This window comes from Luteimonas lutimaris (assembly GCF_039537065.1).
GTDB lineage: Bacteria > Pseudomonadota > Gammaproteobacteria > Xanthomonadales > Xanthomonadaceae > Luteimonas > Luteimonas lutimaris.
Genome location: NZ_BAAAZU010000004.1, coordinates 408,610 through 428,883 on the forward strand (window position 1 = coordinate 408,610; position 20,274 = coordinate 428,883).

At 68.0% G+C, this 20,274-nt stretch carries 17 protein-coding genes; 10 read left to right on the plus strand and 7 right to left on the minus strand.

Annotation, left to right across the window (positions count from 1 at the left end; genetic code table 11):
* Positions 1 to 244: 244 nt before the first annotated feature.
* Positions 245 to 1,810, minus strand: coding sequence for a transglycosylase SLT domain-containing protein (locus tag ABD679_RS06005; RefSeq protein ID WP_344759040.1), 1,566 nt, complete (start codon positions 1,808 to 1,810; stop codon positions 245 to 247).
* A 123-nt stretch (positions 1,811 to 1,933) separates the two neighbouring features.
* Between ABD679_RS06005 and ABD679_RS06010 the strand changes: the two genes are divergently transcribed.
* Genes ABD679_RS06010 through greB form a run of 3 tightly spaced genes read left to right on the plus strand, consistent with a single transcriptional unit; the run spans position 1,934 to position 4,544 of the window.
* Complete coding sequence (locus ABD679_RS06010; protein ID WP_344759041.1) at positions 1,934 to 3,460, plus strand: helicase HerA-like domain-containing protein; 1,527 nt, start codon at positions 1,934 to 1,936, stop codon at positions 3,458 to 3,460.
* A gap of 42 nt (positions 3,461 to 3,502) precedes the next feature.
* Positions 3,503 to 4,027, plus strand: coding sequence for a copper resistance protein NlpE (locus ABD679_RS06015; protein ID WP_344759042.1), 525 nt, complete (start codon positions 3,503 to 3,505; stop codon positions 4,025 to 4,027).
* A gap of 10 nt (positions 4,028 to 4,037) precedes the next feature.
* Positions 4,038 to 4,544 (plus strand): transcription elongation factor GreB, encoded by a 507-nt coding sequence (gene greB, locus ABD679_RS06020; RefSeq protein WP_344759043.1) that lies wholly within the window; start codon positions 4,038 to 4,040, stop codon positions 4,542 to 4,544.
* A gap of 150 nt (positions 4,545 to 4,694) precedes the next feature.
* Here greB and ABD679_RS06025 read toward each other — a convergent pair whose 3' ends face one another.
* Entirely contained in the window at positions 4,695 to 5,096 is a 402-nt protein-coding gene (locus tag ABD679_RS06025; RefSeq protein WP_344759044.1) for a hypothetical protein, read from the minus strand.
* Positions 5,093 to 6,475 (minus strand): 30S ribosomal protein S12 methylthiotransferase RimO, encoded by a 1,383-nt coding sequence (rimO, locus tag ABD679_RS06030; RefSeq protein ID WP_344759045.1) that lies wholly within the window; start codon positions 6,473 to 6,475, stop codon positions 5,093 to 5,095. The genes ABD679_RS06025 and rimO overlap by 4 nt, the downstream gene beginning before the upstream one ends.
* Positions 6,476 to 6,555: 80 nt before the next feature.
* Between rimO and ABD679_RS06035 the strand changes: the two genes are divergently transcribed.
* The gene (locus ABD679_RS06035) at positions 6,556 to 7,245 is read left to right on the plus strand and encodes a dienelactone hydrolase family protein (RefSeq protein WP_344759046.1); all 690 of its coding nucleotides are present in this window, start codon (positions 6,556 to 6,558) and stop codon (positions 7,243 to 7,245) included.
* A gap of 20 nt (positions 7,246 to 7,265) precedes the next feature.
* The gene (locus ABD679_RS06040; RefSeq protein ID WP_344759047.1) at positions 7,266 to 7,697 is read left to right on the plus strand and encodes an HIT domain-containing protein; all 432 of its coding nucleotides are present in this window, start codon (positions 7,266 to 7,268) and stop codon (positions 7,695 to 7,697) included.
* A 111-nt stretch (positions 7,698 to 7,808) separates the two neighbouring features.
* Here the strand turns inward: ABD679_RS06040 and ABD679_RS06045 are convergent, their stop codons facing one another.
* The 4 genes from ABD679_RS06045 to ABD679_RS06060 form a co-directional block, all read right to left on the minus strand.
* Positions 7,809 to 8,321, minus strand: a complete 513-nt coding sequence (locus ABD679_RS06045; protein ID WP_344759048.1) for an RDD family protein — start codon at positions 8,319 to 8,321, stop codon at positions 7,809 to 7,811.
* A gap of 39 nt (positions 8,322 to 8,360) precedes the next feature.
* A complete protein-coding gene (gene dcd, locus ABD679_RS06050) occupies positions 8,361 to 8,930 on the minus strand; it encodes a dCTP deaminase (RefSeq protein ID WP_344759049.1) in 570 nt (189 codons plus the stop codon).
* Positions 8,931 to 9,075: 145 nt separating this feature from the next.
* Positions 9,076 to 9,927: an iron-sulfur cluster carrier protein ApbC gene (apbC, locus tag ABD679_RS06055; protein ID WP_344759050.1), complete on the minus strand. Its 852-nt coding sequence runs from the start codon at positions 9,925 to 9,927 to the stop codon at positions 9,076 to 9,078.
* A gap of 55 nt (positions 9,928 to 9,982) precedes the next feature.
* The gene (locus ABD679_RS06060; protein ID WP_344759051.1) at positions 9,983 to 11,587 is read right to left on the minus strand and encodes a tetratricopeptide repeat-containing sulfotransferase family protein; all 1,605 of its coding nucleotides are present in this window, start codon (positions 11,585 to 11,587) and stop codon (positions 9,983 to 9,985) included.
* A 181-nt stretch (positions 11,588 to 11,768) separates the two neighbouring features.
* On the opposite strand from ABD679_RS06060, the gene ABD679_RS06065 reads away from it, so the two are divergent.
* From ABD679_RS06065 to rnfB, 5 genes are all read left to right on the plus strand, one after another.
* On the plus strand, positions 11,769 to 14,792 hold the full coding sequence (locus ABD679_RS06065) for a TonB-dependent receptor plug domain-containing protein (RefSeq protein ID WP_344759052.1): 3,024 nt from the start codon (positions 11,769 to 11,771) through the stop codon (positions 14,790 to 14,792).
* Positions 14,793 to 14,896: 104 nt separating this feature from the next.
* Positions 14,897 to 16,936 (plus strand): alpha/beta hydrolase family protein, encoded by a 2,040-nt coding sequence (locus ABD679_RS06070; RefSeq protein ID WP_344759053.1) that lies wholly within the window; start codon positions 14,897 to 14,899, stop codon positions 16,934 to 16,936.
* Between the two features lie 123 nt (positions 16,937 to 17,059).
* Complete coding sequence (locus tag ABD679_RS06075; protein WP_344759054.1) at positions 17,060 to 17,497, plus strand: DUF2147 domain-containing protein; 438 nt, start codon at positions 17,060 to 17,062, stop codon at positions 17,495 to 17,497.
* A gap of 132 nt (positions 17,498 to 17,629) precedes the next feature.
* Positions 17,630 to 19,720, plus strand: a complete 2,091-nt coding sequence (metG, locus tag ABD679_RS06080) for a methionine--tRNA ligase (RefSeq protein ID WP_344759055.1) — start codon at positions 17,630 to 17,632, stop codon at positions 19,718 to 19,720.
* Positions 19,721 to 19,849: 129 nt separating this feature from the next.
* On the plus strand, positions 19,850 to 20,272 hold the full coding sequence (gene rnfB / locus ABD679_RS06085) for an Rnf electron transport complex subunit RnfB (RefSeq protein ID WP_344759056.1): 423 nt from the start codon (positions 19,850 to 19,852) through the stop codon (positions 20,270 to 20,272).
* Positions 20,273 to 20,274 lie beyond the last annotated feature (2 nt).

Below are 20,274 nucleotides of genomic sequence, written 5' to 3' on the forward strand. Positions count from 1 at the left end.
CTGCCATCGCTGATGATGGGACCGCCCGGTGTGAGCCGGGCGGTTTTTTTGTGTCTGGCGATGATGCGTGGGAACGCGCGCCTTTCTCCTTCCCCTCAGGGGGAAGGCCGGGATGGGGGTGGGGTTCCGTGACGCGCGGGGCGGCGGGGAACACCATCCCCATCCAACCCTCCGCTTGAAGGGGAGGGCATTAGAGCGGTGGTGCTTTCGGTCCCTGTCCCGCGTTGGGGAGAGGGACCTGCTGTTACTTCGTGCAGCCTTCCAGCTTCAAGCGCTGCCCCTGCCGGATCGCGTAGCGCGGGGGTTTCAGGCCGTTGGCCCTGGCCAGGACCTTGGTGTCGCAGGCGTAGCGGCTGGAGATCGAGACCAGGGTGTCCCCGCGGGCGACGCGGTGTTCGCGCGGCTTCTTCGCGGGCGTGGCAACGCCTGTGGCCACGGTGGTCGGACCCGGGACCATCGGCGTGACACTGGGCGAACCGGTAGCCGGCCCGCCGCTACCGGCCTGGACGATGGCGGCATTGGGGTCGCTCATCACCAGTTGCTGGGCGAGTTCCGCACGGGCGCCGTTGACGCAGTAGCGCTTGTAGAGGTTGGTGATCTGGCTGGTGGCGCGCAGCGTGGTCCCGGCAGGCAGCCAGCTGTCGGCCTGGTAGCGGGGGTTGAGGTTGCGCAGGGCGCGCATGAAGCCGTCTCGGGTGCGGCCGTTGCCCAGGCAGATGGTGAGTTCGTAGATCGTGGCGGGCTTTTCCAGCGACAGCAGCGCGGGCTTGGTCTGCACCCGCGGGAAATGCAGGCCGTACTGCCTGGGGTGCAGGAACAGCCAGGCGGCGGCGATCACCATCGGCACGTAGTCGCGGGTCTCGGCCGGGAACTGGTTGTAGACATCCGCGCTCCAGAAGCCGCGCCCGTCGCTGCCGCGATGCACGCGCAGCGCCCTGCCCTCGCCGCCGTTGTAGGCGGCCAGCGCCATCTCGATGCTGTTGTTGAGCTGGCCCATGCGCTCGTTGAGATAGGCGGCCGCGGCGACCGCCGACGCGTGCGGGTCGTAACGCGTGTCGAAGCCGGTGCCGTCGTCGCCCAGGCCGAATCGCTTGCCGGTGGCATACATGAACTGCATCGGCCCGGCGGCGCCGGCGCGCGAGGTGGCGTGGGCCTTGCCGTTGGATTCCTTGGCCATGATCCCGAACAGCAGCGCCTCGGGCAGGCCGGCGCGCTCGAACGACGGCCACATGGTCTCGCGCAGGTATTCGTAGTTTTCGTAGCTGTCCATCAGCGACGGGCGCATGTCGGTGAGCCAGCGGCGGATGCCGGCCTGGACGGCGGGGTTGTACTGCACCATCTCGTCGAAGCGATGGCCGTCGTCGAGCAGGGCCGCGGCGCGCGCGGCTTCGGGTACGTCGGCGGTCAGCCCGACGTCGCCGTGGTCGGGGTCCGGGTCCATCGGGTCGCCGTCGTCCCGATCCTCGTCCAGGCCGCCGGCCTCGGCGTCGGCGGTGAGCTTGAGCAGGCGCTTGAAGGCGGCCATCTGGTCGTTGACCTGGCAGCCCTTCTGCTTGAGGCAGGCGGCGACCACGTCCTCCATGTCCTCGATCGCGGCATTGCTCTCGTCGATCGCGCCCGGCTCGGCGTTGCCGATCTTCACCAGCGCCTCGCGATAGCGCTGCTCGGCCGCGGCCATGCGCTGGTTGAGCGCCTCCACCGCGGCGGCATCGCGCTTCGACAGCGCGGCGGCGTCGAAGGACAGCAGGGACAGGGAAACGGCGGCGGCAAGGGCGGCCCAGCGGGCCAAAGCGACGGCAAGGACGGGCATGAGGTGCAAGGTCTTCTGCAAAGCGGCAGCGCGCAGGGTAGCGTCGCGGCGCGCGGCGCGCCAACCGCGCACGCTGGCAGGCGCGTTCGCTAGAATCCGGGCATCTTCCGCAAGGACATCGCGATGGACCCCATTCTCGTCGGCAAGGCCGTCACCACGCCGCAGTCGCTGCCGGCCACCGGGGGCAAGGTGTTCCTGCAGCCGAAGTTCGGCAACCGCCACGGGCTGGTCGCCGGCGCCACCGGCACCGGCAAGACGGTCACCCTGACCACCATCGCCGAGGGTTTCTCGCGCATCGGCGTGCCGGTGTTCATGGCCGACGTGAAGGGCGACGTGGCCGGCCTGGCCGCGCCCGGCGCGCTCAACGACAAGCTGCAGGCGCGGATCGACGAGATCGGCATCGACGGCTACACCTCCGAGGCCAGCCCGGTGGTGTTCTGGGACCTGTACGGCAAGCTCGGCCACCCGGTGCGGACCACCGTCAGCGAGGTAGGCCCCACCCTGCTGGCGCGGATGCTGGAGCTCAACGACACCCAGTCGGGCGTGCTGGAGATCGTGTTCCGCGTGGCCGACGACAACGGCTGGCTGCTGCTGGACCTTGACGACCTGCGCGCTCTGCTCAACCACGCGGCCGAGGCGCGCAAGGAAATCTCGGCGCAGTACGGGCTGGTCAGCACGCAGTCGATCGGCGCGATCCAGCGCGCGATCCTGCGCATCGAATCGCAGGGCGGCAACCTGTTCTTCGGCGAACCGGCGCTGGAACTGGCCGACATCATGCGCACCACGCCCGACGGGCGCGGGGTGATCGGCATCCTCGCCGCCGACCAGCTGATCATGAAGCCGCGGCTGTATTCGAGCTTCCTGCTGTGGCTGCTGTCGGAGCTGTTCGAGCAGCTGCCGGAAGTGGGCGACCTCGACAAGCCGAAGCTCGTCTTCGTGTTCGACGAGGCGCACCTGCTGTTCGACGACGCACCGGCCGCGCTGCGCCAGCGCGTGGAACAGGTGGTGCGACTGATCCGTTCCAAGGGCGTGGGGGTGTACTTCTGCTCGCAGTTCCCCGACGACGTGCCGGACGAGATCCTCGGCCAGCTCGGCAACCGCGTGCAGCACGCGTTGCGCGCCTACACCCCGCGCGACCAGAAGGCAGTGAAGACGGCGGCGCAGACCTTCGTCGCCAACCCGGAGCTGGACGTGGCCACGGAGATCGGCAAGCTCGGCACCGGCGAGGCGCTGGTGTCGACGCTGCAGGACAAGGGCATCCCGATGCCCGTCGAGAAGACGCTGGTGGCGCCGCCGCGCTGCCGGATGGGGTCGATCACCGACGCCGAGCGCAGCGCCGTGCGCGCCGGCAGCCCGGTCGGCGCGAAGTACGACACTCCGGTCAACCGCGAGTCGGCGGCGGAAATGCTGATGGCCCGACGTGCCGACGCGGCCCCCGAGACCGCCGCGAGCAAAGGCAAAACCCCGCCCGCCCAGGACGACGGCGACCGTGGCATCGGCGACGTGGTCAAGGACGCGCTGTTCGGCACCAAGCGCCGGCAGGGCATGATCGAGACCATGGCCAAGCAGACTGCGCGCACCGTGGGCAGCCAGATGGGCCGGCAGATCCTGCGCGGCGTGCTCGGCGGCATCTTCGGCGGCAAGCGCTGAGGCCGCGTATTCTTTCATTCTTTCCCCCGCATGGAGCAACCGATGACACCTCGCCTCCTGTTCGCCACCGCCCTGTGTGCCGCCCTGCTCACCGGCTGCAACAAGCCCGCCAGCGACGACGCAGCACCTGCCGGCGATACGGCGCCGCTCGCCAATGAAGCGGCCGAACCCGCCGCCGACGGGCAGCCCACCGACGTACTGAAGGCCGTCGACAACGCGCCCGCACCGGAAGGCCTGGACGTGCGCGCCTTCGCCGGCAGCTTCAGCGGCACCATTCCCTGCGCCGACTGCCCCGGCATCGACAGCACGCTCACGCTCGATGCCGACGGCAGCTACACCACCCACGACGTCTACCAGGAGCGCGACGCGAGCTTCGACAGCAGCGGCACCTGGACGGTGGAGGAAGCCGGCAAGCGCATCCGCCTGGACCCCAACAGCAAGGACGAGCAGGACCGCCTGCTGGAAGTGGTCTCCAACGACGAGCTGCGCATGCTCGACGCCGACGGCAACGCGATCGAAAGCGGGCTGAACTACACCCTCACCCGCACCGCGGCAGCGGCACGCTGACCGCGACGCCTTGGGACGCTGGCGCCCGCCCGGCGAGAAGAGCACCGCGCTGGTCACCCCCGGTGGCCACGCGCGGCTGAAGGCCGAACTCGACGAGCTGTGGCGCGTGAAGCGCCCGGAAGTAGTGAAGGCCCTGGCCGCCGCGGCGGCCGAGGGCGACCGCTCCGAGAACGCCGAGTACACCTATCGCAAGAAGCAGCTGGGCGGGATCGACCGCCGCGTGCGCTACCTGTCCAAGCGCCTGCAGGTGCTGCGGGTGGTCGACACGGTGCCGAGCGACCCGGACGCGGTGTTCTTTGGCGCGCTGGTCGAGGTCGAGAACGCGGACAGCGGCGAGGTGTCGCACTACCGCATCGTCGGCCCGGACGAGACGGATGCCAAGCGCGGCTGGATCAGCATCGACTCGCCGCTGGCGCGGGCGATGCTGAAGAAGCGGGTGGACGACGAGTTCGAGGCGCAACTGCCGGGGGGCGTGCGGCGGTTTTTCATTGCCGGCGTGCGGTACGGCGACGGGTAACCTTTCCTGCCCCTTCCGGGGAAAAAAGCCTGCCATCCACGAGAGGATACCGGTGCAGCGCTGCGGCAGCGGTCTGGACCATCGCGGCTCCGCCGCACCCGCACCCAACCCCTCCTCTTCCCAAGAGAAAGCGGCTTGGAAGCAGTTTCGTCAGGGCAGGCGTTCCAGCTCGTACACGCCACCGTCCGCGTCGGCGGTGAAGTAGCCGGTACTCGACACCGCACCGGAATCCGGCAGCGGCGTGCCCGGCGCGACGTGGCAGAACACCAGCCGGCCGGTGGCGCCGCACTGGATGTCGTTGCCACCGGCAACATCGGGGAACAGTTTCGCCAGCCCCTCCCAGCCCAGTTCCTGCATCGGCTGCGGCTGGCCTTCGAACCACGCCGTCCAGCCGTTGCCGCTGGCTTCGACGCGCAGCGGCGCCGGGGCACCGGGCGCGGACGATTCGCCCGCGGGACGATAGCTGCCGCTGAGCAGGTCGGCCGCCTGCGCAGGCACGGCCATGGCGAACGCCAGCAGCGCGGCCAGCGGCATGGCGGCGGCCCGCGTCACGCCGTGTAGTCCACTTCGCCGTACAGGTCGTGCTCGTCGCTGCCCATGATGCGCACATCGACGAATTCGCCCGCCCGCAGGCCGGCGTCGCGGCCGTCCTGCACCTGTACCAGGCCGTCGATTTCCGGGGCATCGGCCATCGAACGCGCGATCGCCAGTTCGCCGTCGACCGCGTCGACGATGCAGCGCTGCACGCTGCCGATCTTCGCTTCCAGCTTCGCGGTGGAAATGTCCGCCTGGCGCTCCATGAAGCGGGCCAGACGCGCCTGCTTCACATCCTCGTCGACGGGGTCGGGAAGTTCGTTGGCCTTCGCGCCCTCCACCGGCGAATAGGCGAACGCGCCGACGCGGTCGAGCTGCGCTTCGTCGAGGAAGTCCAGCAGCTCCTCGAACTCGGCCTCGGTCTCGCCGGGAAAGCCGACGATGAAGGTGGAGCGGATGGTGATGTCCGGGCAGATGGCCCGCCAGCGCTGGATGCGTTCAAGCGTCCTGTCGACCGCGCCCGGCCGCTTCATCAGCTTCAGCACGCGCGGGCTGGCGTGCTGGAACGGAATATCGAGGTAAGGCAGCAGGGCCGGCACGCCCCCGGCGTTGCGCTGCGCCATCAGCGGGATGATGTCGTCGACGTGCGGGTACGGGTAGACGTAGTGCAGGCGCGTCCATACGCCGAGTTCGGACAGGCCCTCGCAGAGCGCCTTCATCCGCGTCTGGTACGCCCTGCCCCGCCACTCGCGCTCGGCATAGCGCACGTCCACGCCATAGGCCGACGTGTCCTGCGAGATCACCAGCAGTTCGCGCACGCCGCCGCGCACGAGCTTCTCGGCCTCGCGCAGCACGTCGTCGACCGGGCGCGACACGAGGTTGCCGCGCATCGACGGGATGATGCAGAAGCTGCAGCGGTGGTTGCAGCCTTCGGAAATCTTCAGGTAGGCGTAGTGGTGCGGGGTGAGCTTGACCCCGATGTCGTCCTCGGCCGCCCGCCGCGGGACGAGGTCGATGAACGGGTCGTGCTTCGGCGGCAGCGCGGTGTGTACCGCACCCATCACGCTGGCGTAATCCTGCGGGCCGCTGATCGACAGCACGCCCGGGTGCGCCTCGCGGATCACGTCCTCTCGCTTGCCCAGGCAGCCGGTGACGATGACCTTGCCGTTCTCGGCCATCGCCTCGCCGATGGCGTCGAGCGATTCGGCCACGGCCGAGTCGATGAAACCGCAGGTGTTGACCACCACCACGTCGGCGTCGTCATAGGTCTGGACGATGTCGTAGCCCTCGACCCGAAGCTGGGTAAGGATGCGTTCGGAGTCCACGAGCGCCTTCGGGCAGCCGAGGCTGACGAAACCGACGCGGGGATTGCTGGCAGGGGTGGCTGGCGTGGACATGCGGCGCTGCGGGGCGTGAAGGCCGGCGATTATAGCGGTGGGGCTAGAATCGGCCGGGAATTCACGATGGGGGCCGCGGCGTGGGCGAACAGGTCGAGATCGAGGTTCCCGGCGCCGGAGAGGTCGGCGGCTGGCTGGCGCGGCCGGCCGGCGCACCGCGCGGCGCGCTGGTGGTGATCCAGGAAATCTTCGGCGTGAATGCGCACATGCGGGCGGTTGCCGACGGCTACGCGGGCGACGGCTACCTGGCGCTGGCGCCGGCGTTCTTCGATCCGGTCGAACGCGGCGTGGAACTGGGCTACGGCGAGGAAGGCTTCAAGCGCGGCCGGGAACTGGTGCAGGCGCTGGGCGTGGACCGGGCGCTGGCGATCGTGGAAGCCAGCGCCGCGCGGCTGCGCGCCGAGCTCGGCGACGGCGGCGATGGCCCGCGCGTGGGCGCGGTGGGCTTCTGCTGGGGCGGCACCATCGCCCTGCTCGCCAACACCCGCTTCGGCCTCCCGGCGGTGAGCTACTACGGCGCCCGCAACGTGCAATACCTCGACGAACCGCTGCGCGCGCCGATGCTGTTCCACTTCGGCGGCCGGGACACGAGCATCGGCGCCGAAGCCATCGCGCAGCACCGCGCGAGGCATCCGGACGCGGCCGTGCACGTCTATCCCGACGCCGGCCACGCCTTCAATCGCGACGTCGACCCGAACGCCTGTGAACCGGCCAGCGCGCGCCTGGCGCACGAGCGCACGCTGCGGCTGTTCGGCGACGCGCTGCACTGAACGCCACGGAGATCCCCGCCATGCCCCGCAAGCACGCCCAGCCCGAGCACTACGAACTGCATCCGCAGCTGGCGGCCGACACCCACCCGGTGGCGGCGTTCGCACTCAGCGAGCTGCGCCTGATGGACGACGGCAACTACCCGTGGCTGGTGCTGGTGCCGCGCGTGGCGGGAGCGCGGGAACTGATCGACCTCGACGCCGGCCAGCGCAGGCAGCTGACGGACGAAATCGACCACGCCTCGCGCCTGCTGCGCGACGCGTTCACACCATTCAAGCTCAACGTGGCCGCGCTGGGCAACCTGGTGCCGCAGCTGCACGTGCACGTGATCGCCCGTTTCGAAAACGATCCGGCGTGGCCTGCGCCGGTGTGGGGCCGGGTCGCGGCGCGGCCGTATTCGCCGGAGGAGCTGGTGGAGCGGATCAACCTGCTCAACGAGGTCCTGCGCGCCTGAGCGCTGCTGCGCAGCTTGCAGCAGGCAAGGACTATCCCCTCACTCGGACGAAAGCCAAAAAAGCCCCGGGCGCGAACCCGGGGCTCTTCTTTTACATCCACTCCCTGCAGGTCAGTCCGCGTGGACGACCTTGGTCCCGGCGATCAGGTCGTGGCCGCAGCGGCGATCGTTGCGGAAGATCAGCAGCACGTTGACGACCTGGATCACGCTGCCCAGCAGCGGAATCACGCCCACCGCCTGCACCGGCAGGTAGCGCAGGCCCAGCAGGCGGCCCAGCGGCGGCTTCTGGCCATCGAGGTCGACGATCTTGATCTTTAACAGCTTCTTGCCCCATGTCTGCCCGTTCGCATTGAGCGGGGCCGCCTGCACGACGGCGAACACGATGAAGCCGATCGCCACCCACAGCAGCGTGGTCGCGAAACCGACCTGCTGCCCGGCCTCTGCCGCGGCCATCGCCGTCGCCCAGTAGCCGCCCATGAACATCAACGGCAGCAGGATCACCAGCATGATGATGCCGTCGATGATCGCCGCACCAAGCCGCGCGCCGCGCCCGGCCAGCTCGTCCGCCGAAGAAAACTCGGCAACCGCGGCGTCCGGCCCGCGGTAAGGATTCTGTTCGTCCACTCTGTGCTCCCTCTGGCTGATGGGTTGTCGGTCAGGTGTTCAGGTCCGCGGCAGCGTGACGCCCGTCTGCCCCTGGTACTTGCCGCCGCGATCCCTGTAGGAAGTTTCGCATACCTCGTCGGACTGGAAGAACAGCATCTGCGCGACGCCCTCGCCGGCGTAGATCTTCGCCGGCAGCGGGGTGGTATTGGAGAACTCCAGGGTCACGTGGCCCTCCCACTCGGGCTCCAGCGGGGTCACGTTGACGATGATGCCGCAGCGCGCGTAGGTGCTCTTGCCCAGGCACACCACCAGGGTGTCGCGCGGGATGCGGAAGAACTCCACCGTCCGCGCCAGCGCGAAGGAATTGGGCGGGATGATGCACACGTCCGATTCGACGTCGACGAAGCTCTTCGGATCGAAGGCCTTGGGGTCGACAATCGTGGAATTGATGTTGGTAAAGACCTTGAACTCACGCGAGCAGCGCACGTCGTAGCCGTAGCTGGACGTGCCGAAGCTGACGATGCGCTGGCCGTCGCCGCCATGCTTGACCTGCCCGGGCTCGAACGGCTCGATCATCCCGTGCTGCTCGGCCATGCGCCGGATCCAGCGGTCGCTCTTGATGCTCATGTGGTCGTCTTCCCCGCGAAAAGGCGGCCGGTGGCCGAAACCGTGGATTGTAGGGCCTGTCCGGCATCCAGTCCGGCTGGATGCATTCTCGCGGATGCCCGGGGTCGCAGGGCCAACCGCCGTTTTGATGGCGGCGGAAGCGGCCCTACAGCAGCGACGCGGAAATCGGCATCGCCGCGCGCGGGCGCTTGCCCAGTTCGGCGACGACGTTGCGCGCGAACTCGCGGTAGGCGGCGGCGGCGGCCGAATCCGGGGCCGAGGCCACGATCGGCGTGCCGGCGTCGCCCTGCTCGCGGATCGCGATTTCCAGCGGCAGCGCGCCCAGCAGCGGCACGCCGTAGGTCGCGGCCATCCGCTCGCCGCCCCCCTGGCCGAAAATGTGCTCGGCATGGCCGCAATTGCTGCACACGTGCACGGCCATGTTCTCGACCAGTCCCAGCACCGGCACCTGCACCTTCTCGAACATCTTCAGCGCCTTGCGCGCGTCCATCGTGGCCACTTCCTGCGGCGTGGTCACCACGATCGCGCCCGCCACCGGGATCTTCTGCGCCAGCGTCAGCTGGATGTCGCCGGTGCCCGGCGGCAGGTCGATGACCAGGTAATCCAGGCCCTCCTCGCCGCCCCAGCGGGTCTCGCCCAGCAGCTGGGTCAGCGCCGAAGTCGCCATCGGCCCGCGCCAGATCATCGGCGTGTCCTGCTCGACCAGCAACCCGATCGACATCGCCTCGATCCCGTGCGCGCGCATCGGTTCGATCGACTTGCCGTCCGGGCTGTCGGGCCGGCCCGACAGGCCAAGCATCGTCGGGATGCTCGGCCCGTACACGTCCGCGTCCAGCACCCCCACCCGCGCGCCGTCGGCCGCCAGCGCCAAGGCCAGGTTGACGGCGGTGGTCGACTTGCCCACCCCGCCCTTGCCGGAACCGACGGCAATGATGTTGCGCACCCGCGGCAGCGGGCTGAGGTTGGGCTGGACGGCGTGTGCGGTGATGCGTGGCATGGGGGCAACCTTGCTTGGACGATGGTCCGCCCCGCGGGGCGGATGCGGGACGGACTCAGGACTCCAGCACGCCCGCCGCCGCCAGTTTTTCCGCGAGCGGGGCGAGTGCGTCGGCGTGCCGGCGCGAACTGTTCACCGAACGCGCGTGCACGGGCTCGCGCACCTGCACTGCGCTGGCGGTGGCGAACGCCATCCGGCTGTCCGGGACTTCCAGTGCCCGGGGAGTCCATTCCAGCCCGCACCAGTCGTAGATGCGCCGGGCCTGGGCCTCGGTATCGGTCACCAGGTCCTCGTAGCGCACGTCCAGGATCGCGCCCGGCATCACCTCGCGCCAGTGCTGCATCGTCCGGTGGTAGGCGATGTAGTACTCGCCCAGCTCGTCCAGGTCATAGGAGAAATCGTAGGCATTGAAGAACAGCGTCTTGAAGATCGCGTAACAACTGTCCAGCGGGTCGCGCACCAGATGGATGATCCGGGCGTTCGGCAGCGCCTTGTGGATCACTCCGCAATACATGTAGTTGACCGGCATCTTGTCAATGAACATGGGGCTGCCATCGGCCATTTGCCGCGCAGCGCGCATGTACTGCCGGCCCAGCCCGGCGAAATCCAGCCGCAGGGTCGCCGCGACTGGCGAAAGCGACGGATCAGCTTCCTGCTGCTCGCGCACGGCCAAGGTCAGCAGATAACCGAAATCGGTCAGTTCGCCGGCGTCCTTGACCTTGCCCGACTGCAGCAGCAGGCGCTGGGTCAGGGTCGTGCCCGTCCGCGGCATGCCCACGATGAAGATGGCTCCCTCTTCCTCGTGCCCGCCTGCAGGCGCGGCCAGGGCGTCCGCGTCCTGCATGCTGCGGATCTCCCGCAGGGTCTCGAAGAACTGGTCCGCGTCGTACCGGAGCGTGCCGCGCTTGGTGCGCGCGCCCGCCTCCAGCGTGGAGAACGCCTTCCCGTACTCGCCGAGATCTTCCAGTTCCTTGGCCAGCGCGTAGAGCGCAGCCGCCTTGTCGTCCGGGTTCCGGAAGCCGGCTTCCAGCCTGGCCTCCAGGTCGGCGACGTTATTGTTGTCCGCGCGCTGCTTGCGCAGCGTGGAGCGCAGGTACAGCACCGCGCCGGACTCCGGCGTCGCGGACAGCACCTTGTCCAGCTCGCGCCCCGCCCCGTCGAAATCGCCGCTGTAGAAGCGCGCGATGGCGAGGTCGTAACGCCAGCCGGGATGGTCGCCACGTATCGCCAGGGCACGCTCGTAGAGCCCGATCGCGTCTCGCAGGCGGTTGTGGTGGTAATGCAGCTTGCCCAGCTGCCACAGCACCAGCGCATCGTTGCCGGCGTCCTTCTCGATCTGTGCGGCGAAGGCCGGGATCTCGTCGCGGCGGTACATCCGCGACAGCAGCCATGCCCGCTTGATCTTGTGCTGGGGGTCGCCGCCCGCCGCGATCGCCTTGTCGATCCATGCCAGCGCGGCCGGGAGGTCGCCCTTCAGCCGGCAGGCCTCCGCCGCGAAGGCCAGCGCCTGCGGCTGGTCCGGGTAGGCCGCGGCGATGGACTGCGCCAGCTCGACCGCCTCGGCGATCTGCCCCTTGCGGAGCAACTCGCTGCCCCGGGCGATTTTGCGGTGCAACACGGGGCCGGCGCTGGTGGCCGGCGGAGTCGAGGCGAGGTTCATGGCCGCGGAGTCTATAGCCGTGCCCCCGGGCCTTCCAGCATTCGCTTTTCGTTAACAGAATGTTGGGGGTATGCGAAATGAATGTTACGATCGAGTTCCCTCGCAGTATGAACGTCACTGTAATACCAATAACCAACTGATTTTATTGGAGAGAGACCAGATGTCCCCGAACCGCGGATCCATGATCCGGCTCCACAAGAGCCCGCTGGCGTTGGCGCTTGCTGCCTCGCTGATGCTGCCGCTCTGCGCCTACGCGCAAAGCACGACACCCGACCCGGAGCAGGATGCTACGGAAGAAGCGGCCACCACCGACTCGACCACCACCCAGTCCGACGTCTCCACCCTGGAGAAAGTGACCGTCACCGGTTCGCGCATCTCCAAGGACACGTTCAACTCCATCTCGCCGGTGCAGGTGATCACCCGCGACGAAACCACCGTGGCCGGCTTCAACTCCACCACGGCCGTGCTGCAGAGCAACGTCGTCACCGGCGGTTCGGAGCAGATCAACAACGCGTTCGGAGGCTACGTCACCGACGGCGGCCCGGGCGCCAACACCCTGTCGCTGCGCGGCATGGGCGCGACCCGCACCCTGCTGCTGCTCAATGGCCGCCGCGTGGCGCCCGCGGGTTCGCGCGGCGCGGTCGGCTCGGCGGACCTGAATGTCCTGCCGAACATCATGATCGACCACATCGAAATCCTGAAGGACGGCGCTTCGTCCATCTACGGTTCCGACGCGGTCGCGGGCGTGGTGAACGTCGTGACCCGGAACAAATACGATGGCGCCGCCGTCGAGTTCCAGCACAACGCCACCCAGCACGGCGGCGGCGAGGAGACCCGCTGGTCCGCCATGGCCGGCACCACGCGCGACAACTGGCGCATCTCCGGTTCGCTGGAGTTCTACCACCGCAACGAGATCCAGCTGCGCGACCGCGACTGGGCCAGCAAGTGCCCGCTGCCGCTGTACGGACGCGATCCCGACACCGGCCGCTACGGCGCCAACGACTACATCGACCCGGTCACTGGCGAGCCGAAGTGCTGGACGCTCGATGCCGGCGGCGTGACGATCAATACGCTGGGCACGCAGTACCTGCTGGGCCGCCCGGGCCTGGGCAGCGCCGGCTACTACGGCACCACCCCGTTCGACTACTTCAACCGCTGGCGCCCGAATCCGGCGATCACCGACGGCGACCTGCCCGGCTATGAGGGCGTGGACTACGACGGCCGCACCACCTTCGACCCGGAGATGAAGAAGGAAGGCCTGATTTCGCCGACCACCAACATCACCGGCTTCCTGCAGGGCGCCATGGACCTCAATGCCCTGGGCAGCGCCGAGGCGTACTTCGAAATCCTGGCGCACCGCCGCGAGTCGCGGCAGACCGGCTACCTCCAGCACACCGTCGACTACGCCGTCGGCAGCCCGCTGCTGGGTGACCTGTCCTGGCTGCCGGCTGCCATCGCCGCTCCCGCAGACGGATCGACCAACGGCCAGAACATCGCCGCCCGCGCCTTCATCGGCTGGGGCCTGTACAACAACTGGCAGAAGGTCAACTTCGGCCGCTTCACCGGTGGCCTGCGCGGCAACCTGGGCACGTCCTGGAACTACGACGGCTATGTGAGCTACGCCCGTTCCGACGCCGACTACTACACCGAGAACCGGCTGACCGACCGCATCGCCAAGAGCTTCGACGTCGTCTCCGACGGCAAGGGTGGCTTTGTCTGCCGCGATACATCCGATGGCTGCGTCGCCGCACCGATGCTGAGCGCCGACGTCGTCGCTGGCAAGCTGCCGCAGGCCTATCGCGACTACATCATGCAGGACACCCACGGCAACACGCTGTACGAGGAGTCCACGGTCAACTTCACTGTCAACGGCCCGCTGTTCGACATCGGCACCGGCGGCACCGCCGCCGCGGCGTTCGGTGTGGAGTACCGTCGCTCCGAGATCGACGATACCCCGGACATCAACTCGATCAACGGCAACCTGTACGGGTTCACCTCGGCGACCCCGACCCGCGGCAAGGATGCGGTGAAGGAAGCCTTCGCCGAAATCGAGCTGCCGGTGCTGTCGGGCCTGCCCGGCGCGCAGGAACTGACCTTCAACGTTTCAGGTCGCTACACCGACTACGATTCGTACGGCAGCGACAAGACCTGGAAGCTGGGCATGCTGTGGACGCCGGTGAACTGGCTGTCGCTGCGCGCCTCGCGTGGCACCTCGTTCCGCGCACCTGCGCTGTTCGAACAGTATCTGGGCGCCACCAGTGGCTTCCTTAGCTCCAGTAGCGATCCCTGTGACGGCTACGCCGACATGACCAACCAGACGAGCAACGCCTACCTGAACTGCCTGAGCGAGTTCGGAAGCAGGGACAACCCGAACTTCCAGCAGACCCAGAGCGTCATGGTGTACACCAAGGGCGGTGCCGAGACGGGCCTGAGCGCGGAAACCTCCAAGGCCCTGACCGCCGGCCTGGTGCTGCAGCCGGAATTCGCCGAGTGGTTCGGCGACCTGTCATTCGCCGCGGACTACTACGACATCCAGGTGGACAACGGCGTCGCCAAGCTGTCCGGCAGCCAGGTGGCCAACCTGTGCTATGGCCAGTCGCAGGCCGAGTTCGCCGCCGGCACCGGCTACTGCACGCTCGTCGATCGTGCCGCCAACGATGCCCTGACGGTGACCACCGGCTACATCAACGTCGCCTCCGACAAGGTCCGCGGCTGGGACTTCACCCTGCGTTACTCCCGTGACATCGGGCAGGGCCAGTTCCGCGCCAACGCGGTGGTCTCGCACTTCCTGGAGCAGTCGGGCCGCACCTTCCCGAGTGATCCGTACAAGGACTGGTCGGGCAGCCTGATGGCACCGGAGTACACCGGCGCACTGGACCTGACCTACGCCCTGCGCGGTTGGGAAGTGCGCTACGGCCTGGACTGGGTGGGTTCGATCGACGGTTACGAGTACTACAAGAAGTACGACGACGTCGATTACACCCCGTACTACCAGATGAAGATCGACGACTACTACCTGTCGCACCTGTCCCTGCGTTACAAGGCGGACGACTGGTCCATCACCGGTGGTATCCGCAACGTGGCCGACAAGGATCCGCCGAAGATCTCCACCGCCGCCTACAACGTGATCGGCAACGCCCCGCTGTACAGTGGCTATGACTACTTCGGCCGGGTCTACTTCATGAACTTCACCAAGGAGTTCTGACCCTGCCCGCGTTCCCGCCAGGGGAAAACCGCCGCTCCCCGGAGCGGCGGTTTTTTTCGGCAAAGTTGTAAGCTGACACAGGATTCTTTTTCCAGATGCCAACCATGAAGACAGTTCGTACCCTCCTCCTCGCAGCCTCGGCCCTGCTGGCAGCCGGCATGGCAAGCGCCGCGGCGCCGGAACGCCCGACGATCGAACAGCTGGCCGCCTATCCCCAGTACTCGAGTTTCTCGCTCTCGCCCGACGGCAAGCACCTGGCCGCCCTGCGCGGCACCGGCGAAGAACGCGTGATCGCGGTCTGGGAAACCGACGCACTCGACAAGGCACCGACCCTGATCGGTTCGAACCGGATGAAGATCGCCAGCGTCTCGTTCGTCAAGAACGACCGCCTGGCCGTGTCCTTCTGGCAGACCTACGACCTCCGCGCCGATCGCCTGTACAAGACCTTCCTCAACAAGCTGATGATCACCGACCTCCAGGGCAAGACCTGGAAGGAGCCGCTGACACATCCGCGCGCCACCAGCCGCGCGCAGCAGCTTGCGCAAGCACGCAGCAATCCGACGGTCCTCGATCCGCTCCCAAATGATCCCGACCATATCCTCGTCATCAACAACGTCGGCAACGATGCCGGCGACGTCTACCGCGTAGACCTGCGGAATTTTTCCGCCGAACGCATCCAGATGTCCGAGAACAGCGTGGCCGGATACGTCACCGACCTGGAGGGCAACCTGCGGGCCCGTCTGAAGCAGGACCTGGACGGCAAGGGCGCCTACGTCTCGGCCGATTTCCGGAACCTGGAGACGGGCAAGTGGGAGGAGCACTTCCGCTCCTATGTGAAAGATCGCGACCAGACCAGCATCATCGGTTTCGGCCGCGACCCGAACATCGCCTTCGTCGCGAGCAACGTGGGCCAGGACAAGTCGGCCATCTACGAATACGACATCACGAAGCGGGAACGGAAGGAGATCCTGTTCCAGCACAAGTTCTTCAATGCCAACCGGGTGCTGATCAACCCGTACCGCAGCGCGGGCGACGGGTTCGGGGAAATCCTGGGCGTCGGCTACCAGGGGCCGCGCGGCAACGACGTCGACTGGACGCTGCCGGCGATGCGCGCGCTGGACGCGGGCCTGAGCAAGGCCCTGGGCATTACCAGCGAGAATCTGTCGCTCACCGACCCGGCGTCCGGGCAGACGGCCACCATCGAATATCCCAGCCGGAAGAACTATTCGATCATCGACTACTCGCCGGATCTTTCGACGGTGCTGCTTGAAGTCGAAGGTTCCGCGACGCCGCCCGAATACTATCTGTTCCGCAACGGCGAGCTGACGCTGCTGGCCAAGAGCTATCCCGACATCGACCCGCGCGCGCTGGGCGACACGCAGCTTGTCTACTACAAGGCGCGTGACGGGCTGGACATTCCGGCGTTCCTGACACGGCCCAATGCCGAACTGTGCGGCCCCGGCCCGTGGAAGGCTGTGGTCCATCCCCACGGCGGCCCCTGGTCGCGCGACACCATGGAGTTCGACTGGTCGATGTGGGTCCCGATGATGGCGTCGCGCTGCATGGCGGTGCTGCGCCCGCAGTTCCGCGGCTCCGAGGGGTGGGGGCGCAAGCTGTGGATGGCCGGTGACGCCGAATGGGGCCAGAAGATGCAGGACGACAAGGATGACGGTGCCAAGTGGATGATCGACCAGGGCATCGCGCAGCCGGGACACATCGCGATCTTCGGCTTCTCCTACGGCGGCTACGCCGCGTTCGCGGCCGCCACGCGCCCGAACGGCCCGTTCAAATGCGCCATCGCCGGTGCCGGCGTGTCCGACATCAAACGGATCTGGGCCCGGTTCTACACCAACCCCTTCTTCCGCCAGGCACAGGCGCCGACCGTGAAGGGCCTCAGCCCGCTGGACAAGGCGGGCGAAATCACCATCCCGATGATGGTCTACCACGGCGAGCGCGACCAGACGGTGCCGATCGAACAGTCGCAGTGGTTCGTTTCGGCCGCAAAGAAATCGGGGCAGGAGGTCGTCTACCACGAGCTCGCGGACTACGCGCACGGGCCGGCGTGGACGCGCAAGATCATGGCCGAACAGCTGGGCTACATCGACGACTATCTGGCCGACGGCTGCGGCGGCGGCGGGCTTTGATCCGTTCATGAAGGACAGGGCAACATGCCGGGGTCAATACGGGCCGCCCGCCAGCCGGGCGGCCGGTCCCGGTATAAAGTGACCCCGGGCAGAATCCGTTCCGTCATTCCAAGGAGAAGACCAATGCGTGCTGTGATGCTGATTCCCCTGCTTGCGGTATCCGCCCTGGCGGCTTCGTTCACGGCCCATGCGGCAGACCCCGTCGGCCGCTGGAAGACCATCGACGACGAAACCGGCAAGGTGAAGTCGATCGTGGAAATCAGCAAGGCCGCCGACGGCACGCTGCAGGGCAAGGTGGTCGAGATCCTGCAGTCGGACCGCGGCCCCAACCCGACCTGCGACAAGTGCAAGGGCGCCAACAAGGACAAGCCGGTCAAGGGCATGACCATCCTGTGGGGCCTGAAGCCCGACGGCGACAAGTGGAGCGGCGGCACCGTGCTCGACCCGGCCAAGGGCAAGACCTACAAGTCCAAGGTCGAGATGCTCGAAGGCGGCAGCAAGCTGGGCATGTCCGGCTGCATCGCCTTCATCTGCCGGCAGCAGGTGTGGGTGCGCGAGTAGCGCGGCCACCGCTGATCCCGGATCACCACGCGACCCGGCTCCGGCCGGGTCGTTCCGTTGGGGGGAGCCGCTCCCCCCGGTCTCCGTTCCACCGCATGCGATAATCGCCGCCCCTCCGCACGCGCGACCGCCATGCCCCGCAACGCCCTGGTCACCAATGCCCTGCCCTACGCCAACGGCCCGCTGCACCTGGGCCATCTGGTGGGCTACATCCAGGCCGACATCTGGGTGCGGGCGCGGCGCATGGCCGGCGGCACGGTGCACTACGTCTGCGCCGACGACACCCACGGCACGCCGATCATGCTGGCCGCGGAGAAGGCCGGCACCACGCCGGAAGCCTTCATCGCCGGCATCCAGGCCGGGCACGAGCGCGACTTCGCCGCGTTCGGCGTCGCCTTCGACCACTACGACTCCACCAACTCGGCGGGCAACCGCGCGCTGACCGAAGCGATCTACGGCAAGCTCGACAACAGCGGCCACATCGCGCGGCGCTCGGTGGCGCAGCTGTACGACCCGGTGCGCGGGATGTTCCTGCCCGACCGCTACGTCAAGGGCACCTGCCCCAACTGCGGCACGCCCGACCAGTACGGCGACAACTGCGAGCACTGCGGCGCGACCTATTCGCCGACCGAGCTCAAGTCGCCCTACTCGGTGGTCAGCGGCGCCACGCCGGAGCTGCGCGAGTCGGAGCACTTCTTCTTCGAAGTCGGCCAGTTCGAATCCTTCCTGCGCGACTGGCTGGCCGGCGACGTGGCCGTGCCCGGCGTCAAGGCCAAGCTGCAGGAATGGCTGGACGGCGAAGGCGGCCTGCGCGCCTGGGACATCTCACGCGACGCGCCCTACTTCGGCTTCGAGATCCCCGGCCACCCGGGCAAGTTCCTGTACGTGTGGCTGGACGCGCCGATCGGCTACCTGAGCAGCTTCCAGGCGCTGTGCAAGCGCAACGGCGCCGACTTCTTCGAATACATGGCGCCCGGCAGCGAAGCCGAGCTGCACCACTTCATCGGCAAGGACATCGTCAACTTCCATGGCCTGTTCTGGCCGGCGGTGCTGCACGGCGCCGGCATGCGCGCGCCCACGCGCCTGCACGTCAACGGCTACCTGACGGTGGACGGGGCGAAGATGTCCAAGTCGCGCGGCACCTTCGTGATGGCGCGCACCTACCTGGACAACGGCCTGCCGGCCGAGGCGCTGCGCTACTACTTCGCGGCCAAGTCCTCCGGCGGCGTCGACGACCTCGACCTCAACCTGTCCGACTTCGTCGCGCGGGTGAACTCGGACGTGGTCGGCAAGTTCGTCAACCTCGCCAGCCGCTGCGCCGGCTTCATCAGCAAGCGCTTCGACGGCCGCCTGGCCGCGGCGCTGCCGGAGCCGGAGACGTACGCGCGCTTCGTCGAGGCACTCGGTCCGATCCGCGAGGCCTACGAGCGCAACGAACCGGCCACCGTGCTGCGCCAGGCGATGGCGCTGGCCGACGAGGCCAACCGCTACATCGACGAACACAAGCCGTGGGTGATCGCCAAGCAGGACGGCGCCGACGCCCGGCTGCAGGCGGTGTGCACGCAGGGCCTGAACCTGTTCCGCGTGCTGGCCGCCGCGCTGGCGCCGGTGCTGCCGGCGATGACGCGCCAGATCGAGGCCTTCCTCGACGCGCCGCTTGCGGCCTGGGGCGACGTCGACGCACCGCTGCTCGACCACGCCATCCGCCCGTACAGCCCGCTGTTCACCCGCATCGACCCGAAGCAGATCGCCGCCATGACCGACGCCAGCAAGGAAGACCTCAAGCCCGCAGCTGCCGCGAAGACAACAGCAGGGACGGCGGGAGCCGCGAACGGCACCGCAACTGCAGTCGCGGCTTCCGCCGCTGCCACGGAAGCCGGTTCGGCACCTGCCACCATTTCCATCGATGATTTCGCCAGGCTCGACCTACGCATCGGCAAGGTCGTGGCCTGCGGGTTCGTCGAAGGCTCCGACAAGCTGCTGCGCTTCGAACTCGACGCCGGCGAACTGGGCAAGCGCCAGATCTTCTCCGGCATCCGCGCCAGCTACGGCGAACCGGAGGCGCTGGTGGGGCGCAGCGTGGTGTTCATCGCCAACCTCGCGCCGCGCAAGATGCGCTTCGGCCTGAGCGAGGGCATGATCCTCTCGGCCGGCTTCGACGCCGGCAAGCTGGCGCTGCTGGACGCCGACGCCGGCGCCGAACCCGGCATGCCGGTGCGGTAAAGCCGGGATTGGGGATTGGGGATTCGCAACAGCAGCGTAGGGCGGGTCTTGACCCGCCGCTCCTCCGATCCACGGCCAGCACCATAGGTCGGGTCTCGACCCGCCCTGCGCAGTCCACACCTGTCGACCATGCCTGCCCACGCCACCCGTGACCTCGTCGAACGCCTCGACCGCCTGCTGCCACAGACGCAGTGCGGCCAGTGCGGCTTTGACGGTTGCCGGCCCTACGCCGAAGCGATGGCGGCGGGACAGGCCGGCGTCGACCGCTGCCCGCCCGGCGGCGACAACGGTGCGCGTGCGCTGGCGCGCGTGCTGGGAGTCGAGGCGCAGCCCTACGACCGCAGCCGCGGCACGCACAAGCCGCCGCAGGTCGCGCTGGTCGTGGAAGCCGACTGCATCGGCTGCACCAAGTGCATCCAGGCCTGTCCGGTGGACGCCATCATCGGCGGATCGAAGCACATGCACGTGGTGCTCGAACCGCTGTGCACCGGCTGCGAGCTGTGCGTGCCGGCCTGCCCGGTGGACTGCATCGTGATGCTGCCCGTGGCCTGACG

Excerpts from the sequence above, each read along its gene's own strand:
- ABD679_RS06005 (WP_344759040.1), bottom strand. The coding sequence starts at position 1,810 with ATGCCCGTCCTTGCCGTCGCTTTGGCCCGCTGGGCCGCCCTTGCCGCC.
- ABD679_RS06010 (WP_344759041.1), top strand. The coding sequence starts at position 1,934 with ATGGACCCCATTCTCGTCGGCAAGGCCGTCACCACGCCGCAGTCGCTG.
- dcd (WP_344759049.1), bottom strand. The coding sequence starts at position 8,930 with ATGAGCATCAAGAGCGACCGCTGGATCCGGCGCATGGCCGAGCAGCAC.
- ABD679_RS06040 (WP_344759047.1), top strand. The coding sequence starts at position 7,266 with ATGCCCCGCAAGCACGCCCAGCCCGAGCACTACGAACTGCATCCGCAG.
- ABD679_RS06065 (WP_344759052.1), top strand. The coding sequence starts at position 11,769 with ATGATCCGGCTCCACAAGAGCCCGCTGGCGTTGGCGCTTGCTGCCTCG.
- apbC (WP_344759050.1), bottom strand. The coding sequence starts at position 9,927 with ATGCCACGCATCACCGCACACGCCGTCCAGCCCAACCTCAGCCCGCTG.
- rnfB (WP_344759056.1), top strand. The coding sequence starts at position 19,850 with ATGCCTGCCCACGCCACCCGTGACCTCGTCGAACGCCTCGACCGCCTG.
- ABD679_RS06075 (WP_344759054.1), top strand. The coding sequence starts at position 17,060 with ATGCGTGCTGTGATGCTGATTCCCCTGCTTGCGGTATCCGCCCTGGCG.
- ABD679_RS06060 (WP_344759051.1), bottom strand. The coding sequence starts at position 11,587 with ATGAACCTCGCCTCGACTCCGCCGGCCACCAGCGCCGGCCCCGTGTTG.
- metG (WP_344759055.1), top strand. The coding sequence starts at position 17,630 with ATGCCCCGCAACGCCCTGGTCACCAATGCCCTGCCCTACGCCAACGGC.
- ABD679_RS06015 (WP_344759042.1), top strand. The coding sequence starts at position 3,503 with ATGACACCTCGCCTCCTGTTCGCCACCGCCCTGTGTGCCGCCCTGCTC.
- ABD679_RS06070 (WP_344759053.1), top strand. The coding sequence starts at position 14,897 with ATGAAGACAGTTCGTACCCTCCTCCTCGCAGCCTCGGCCCTGCTGGCA.
- rimO (WP_344759045.1), bottom strand. The coding sequence starts at position 6,475 with ATGTCCACGCCAGCCACCCCTGCCAGCAATCCCCGCGTCGGTTTCGTC.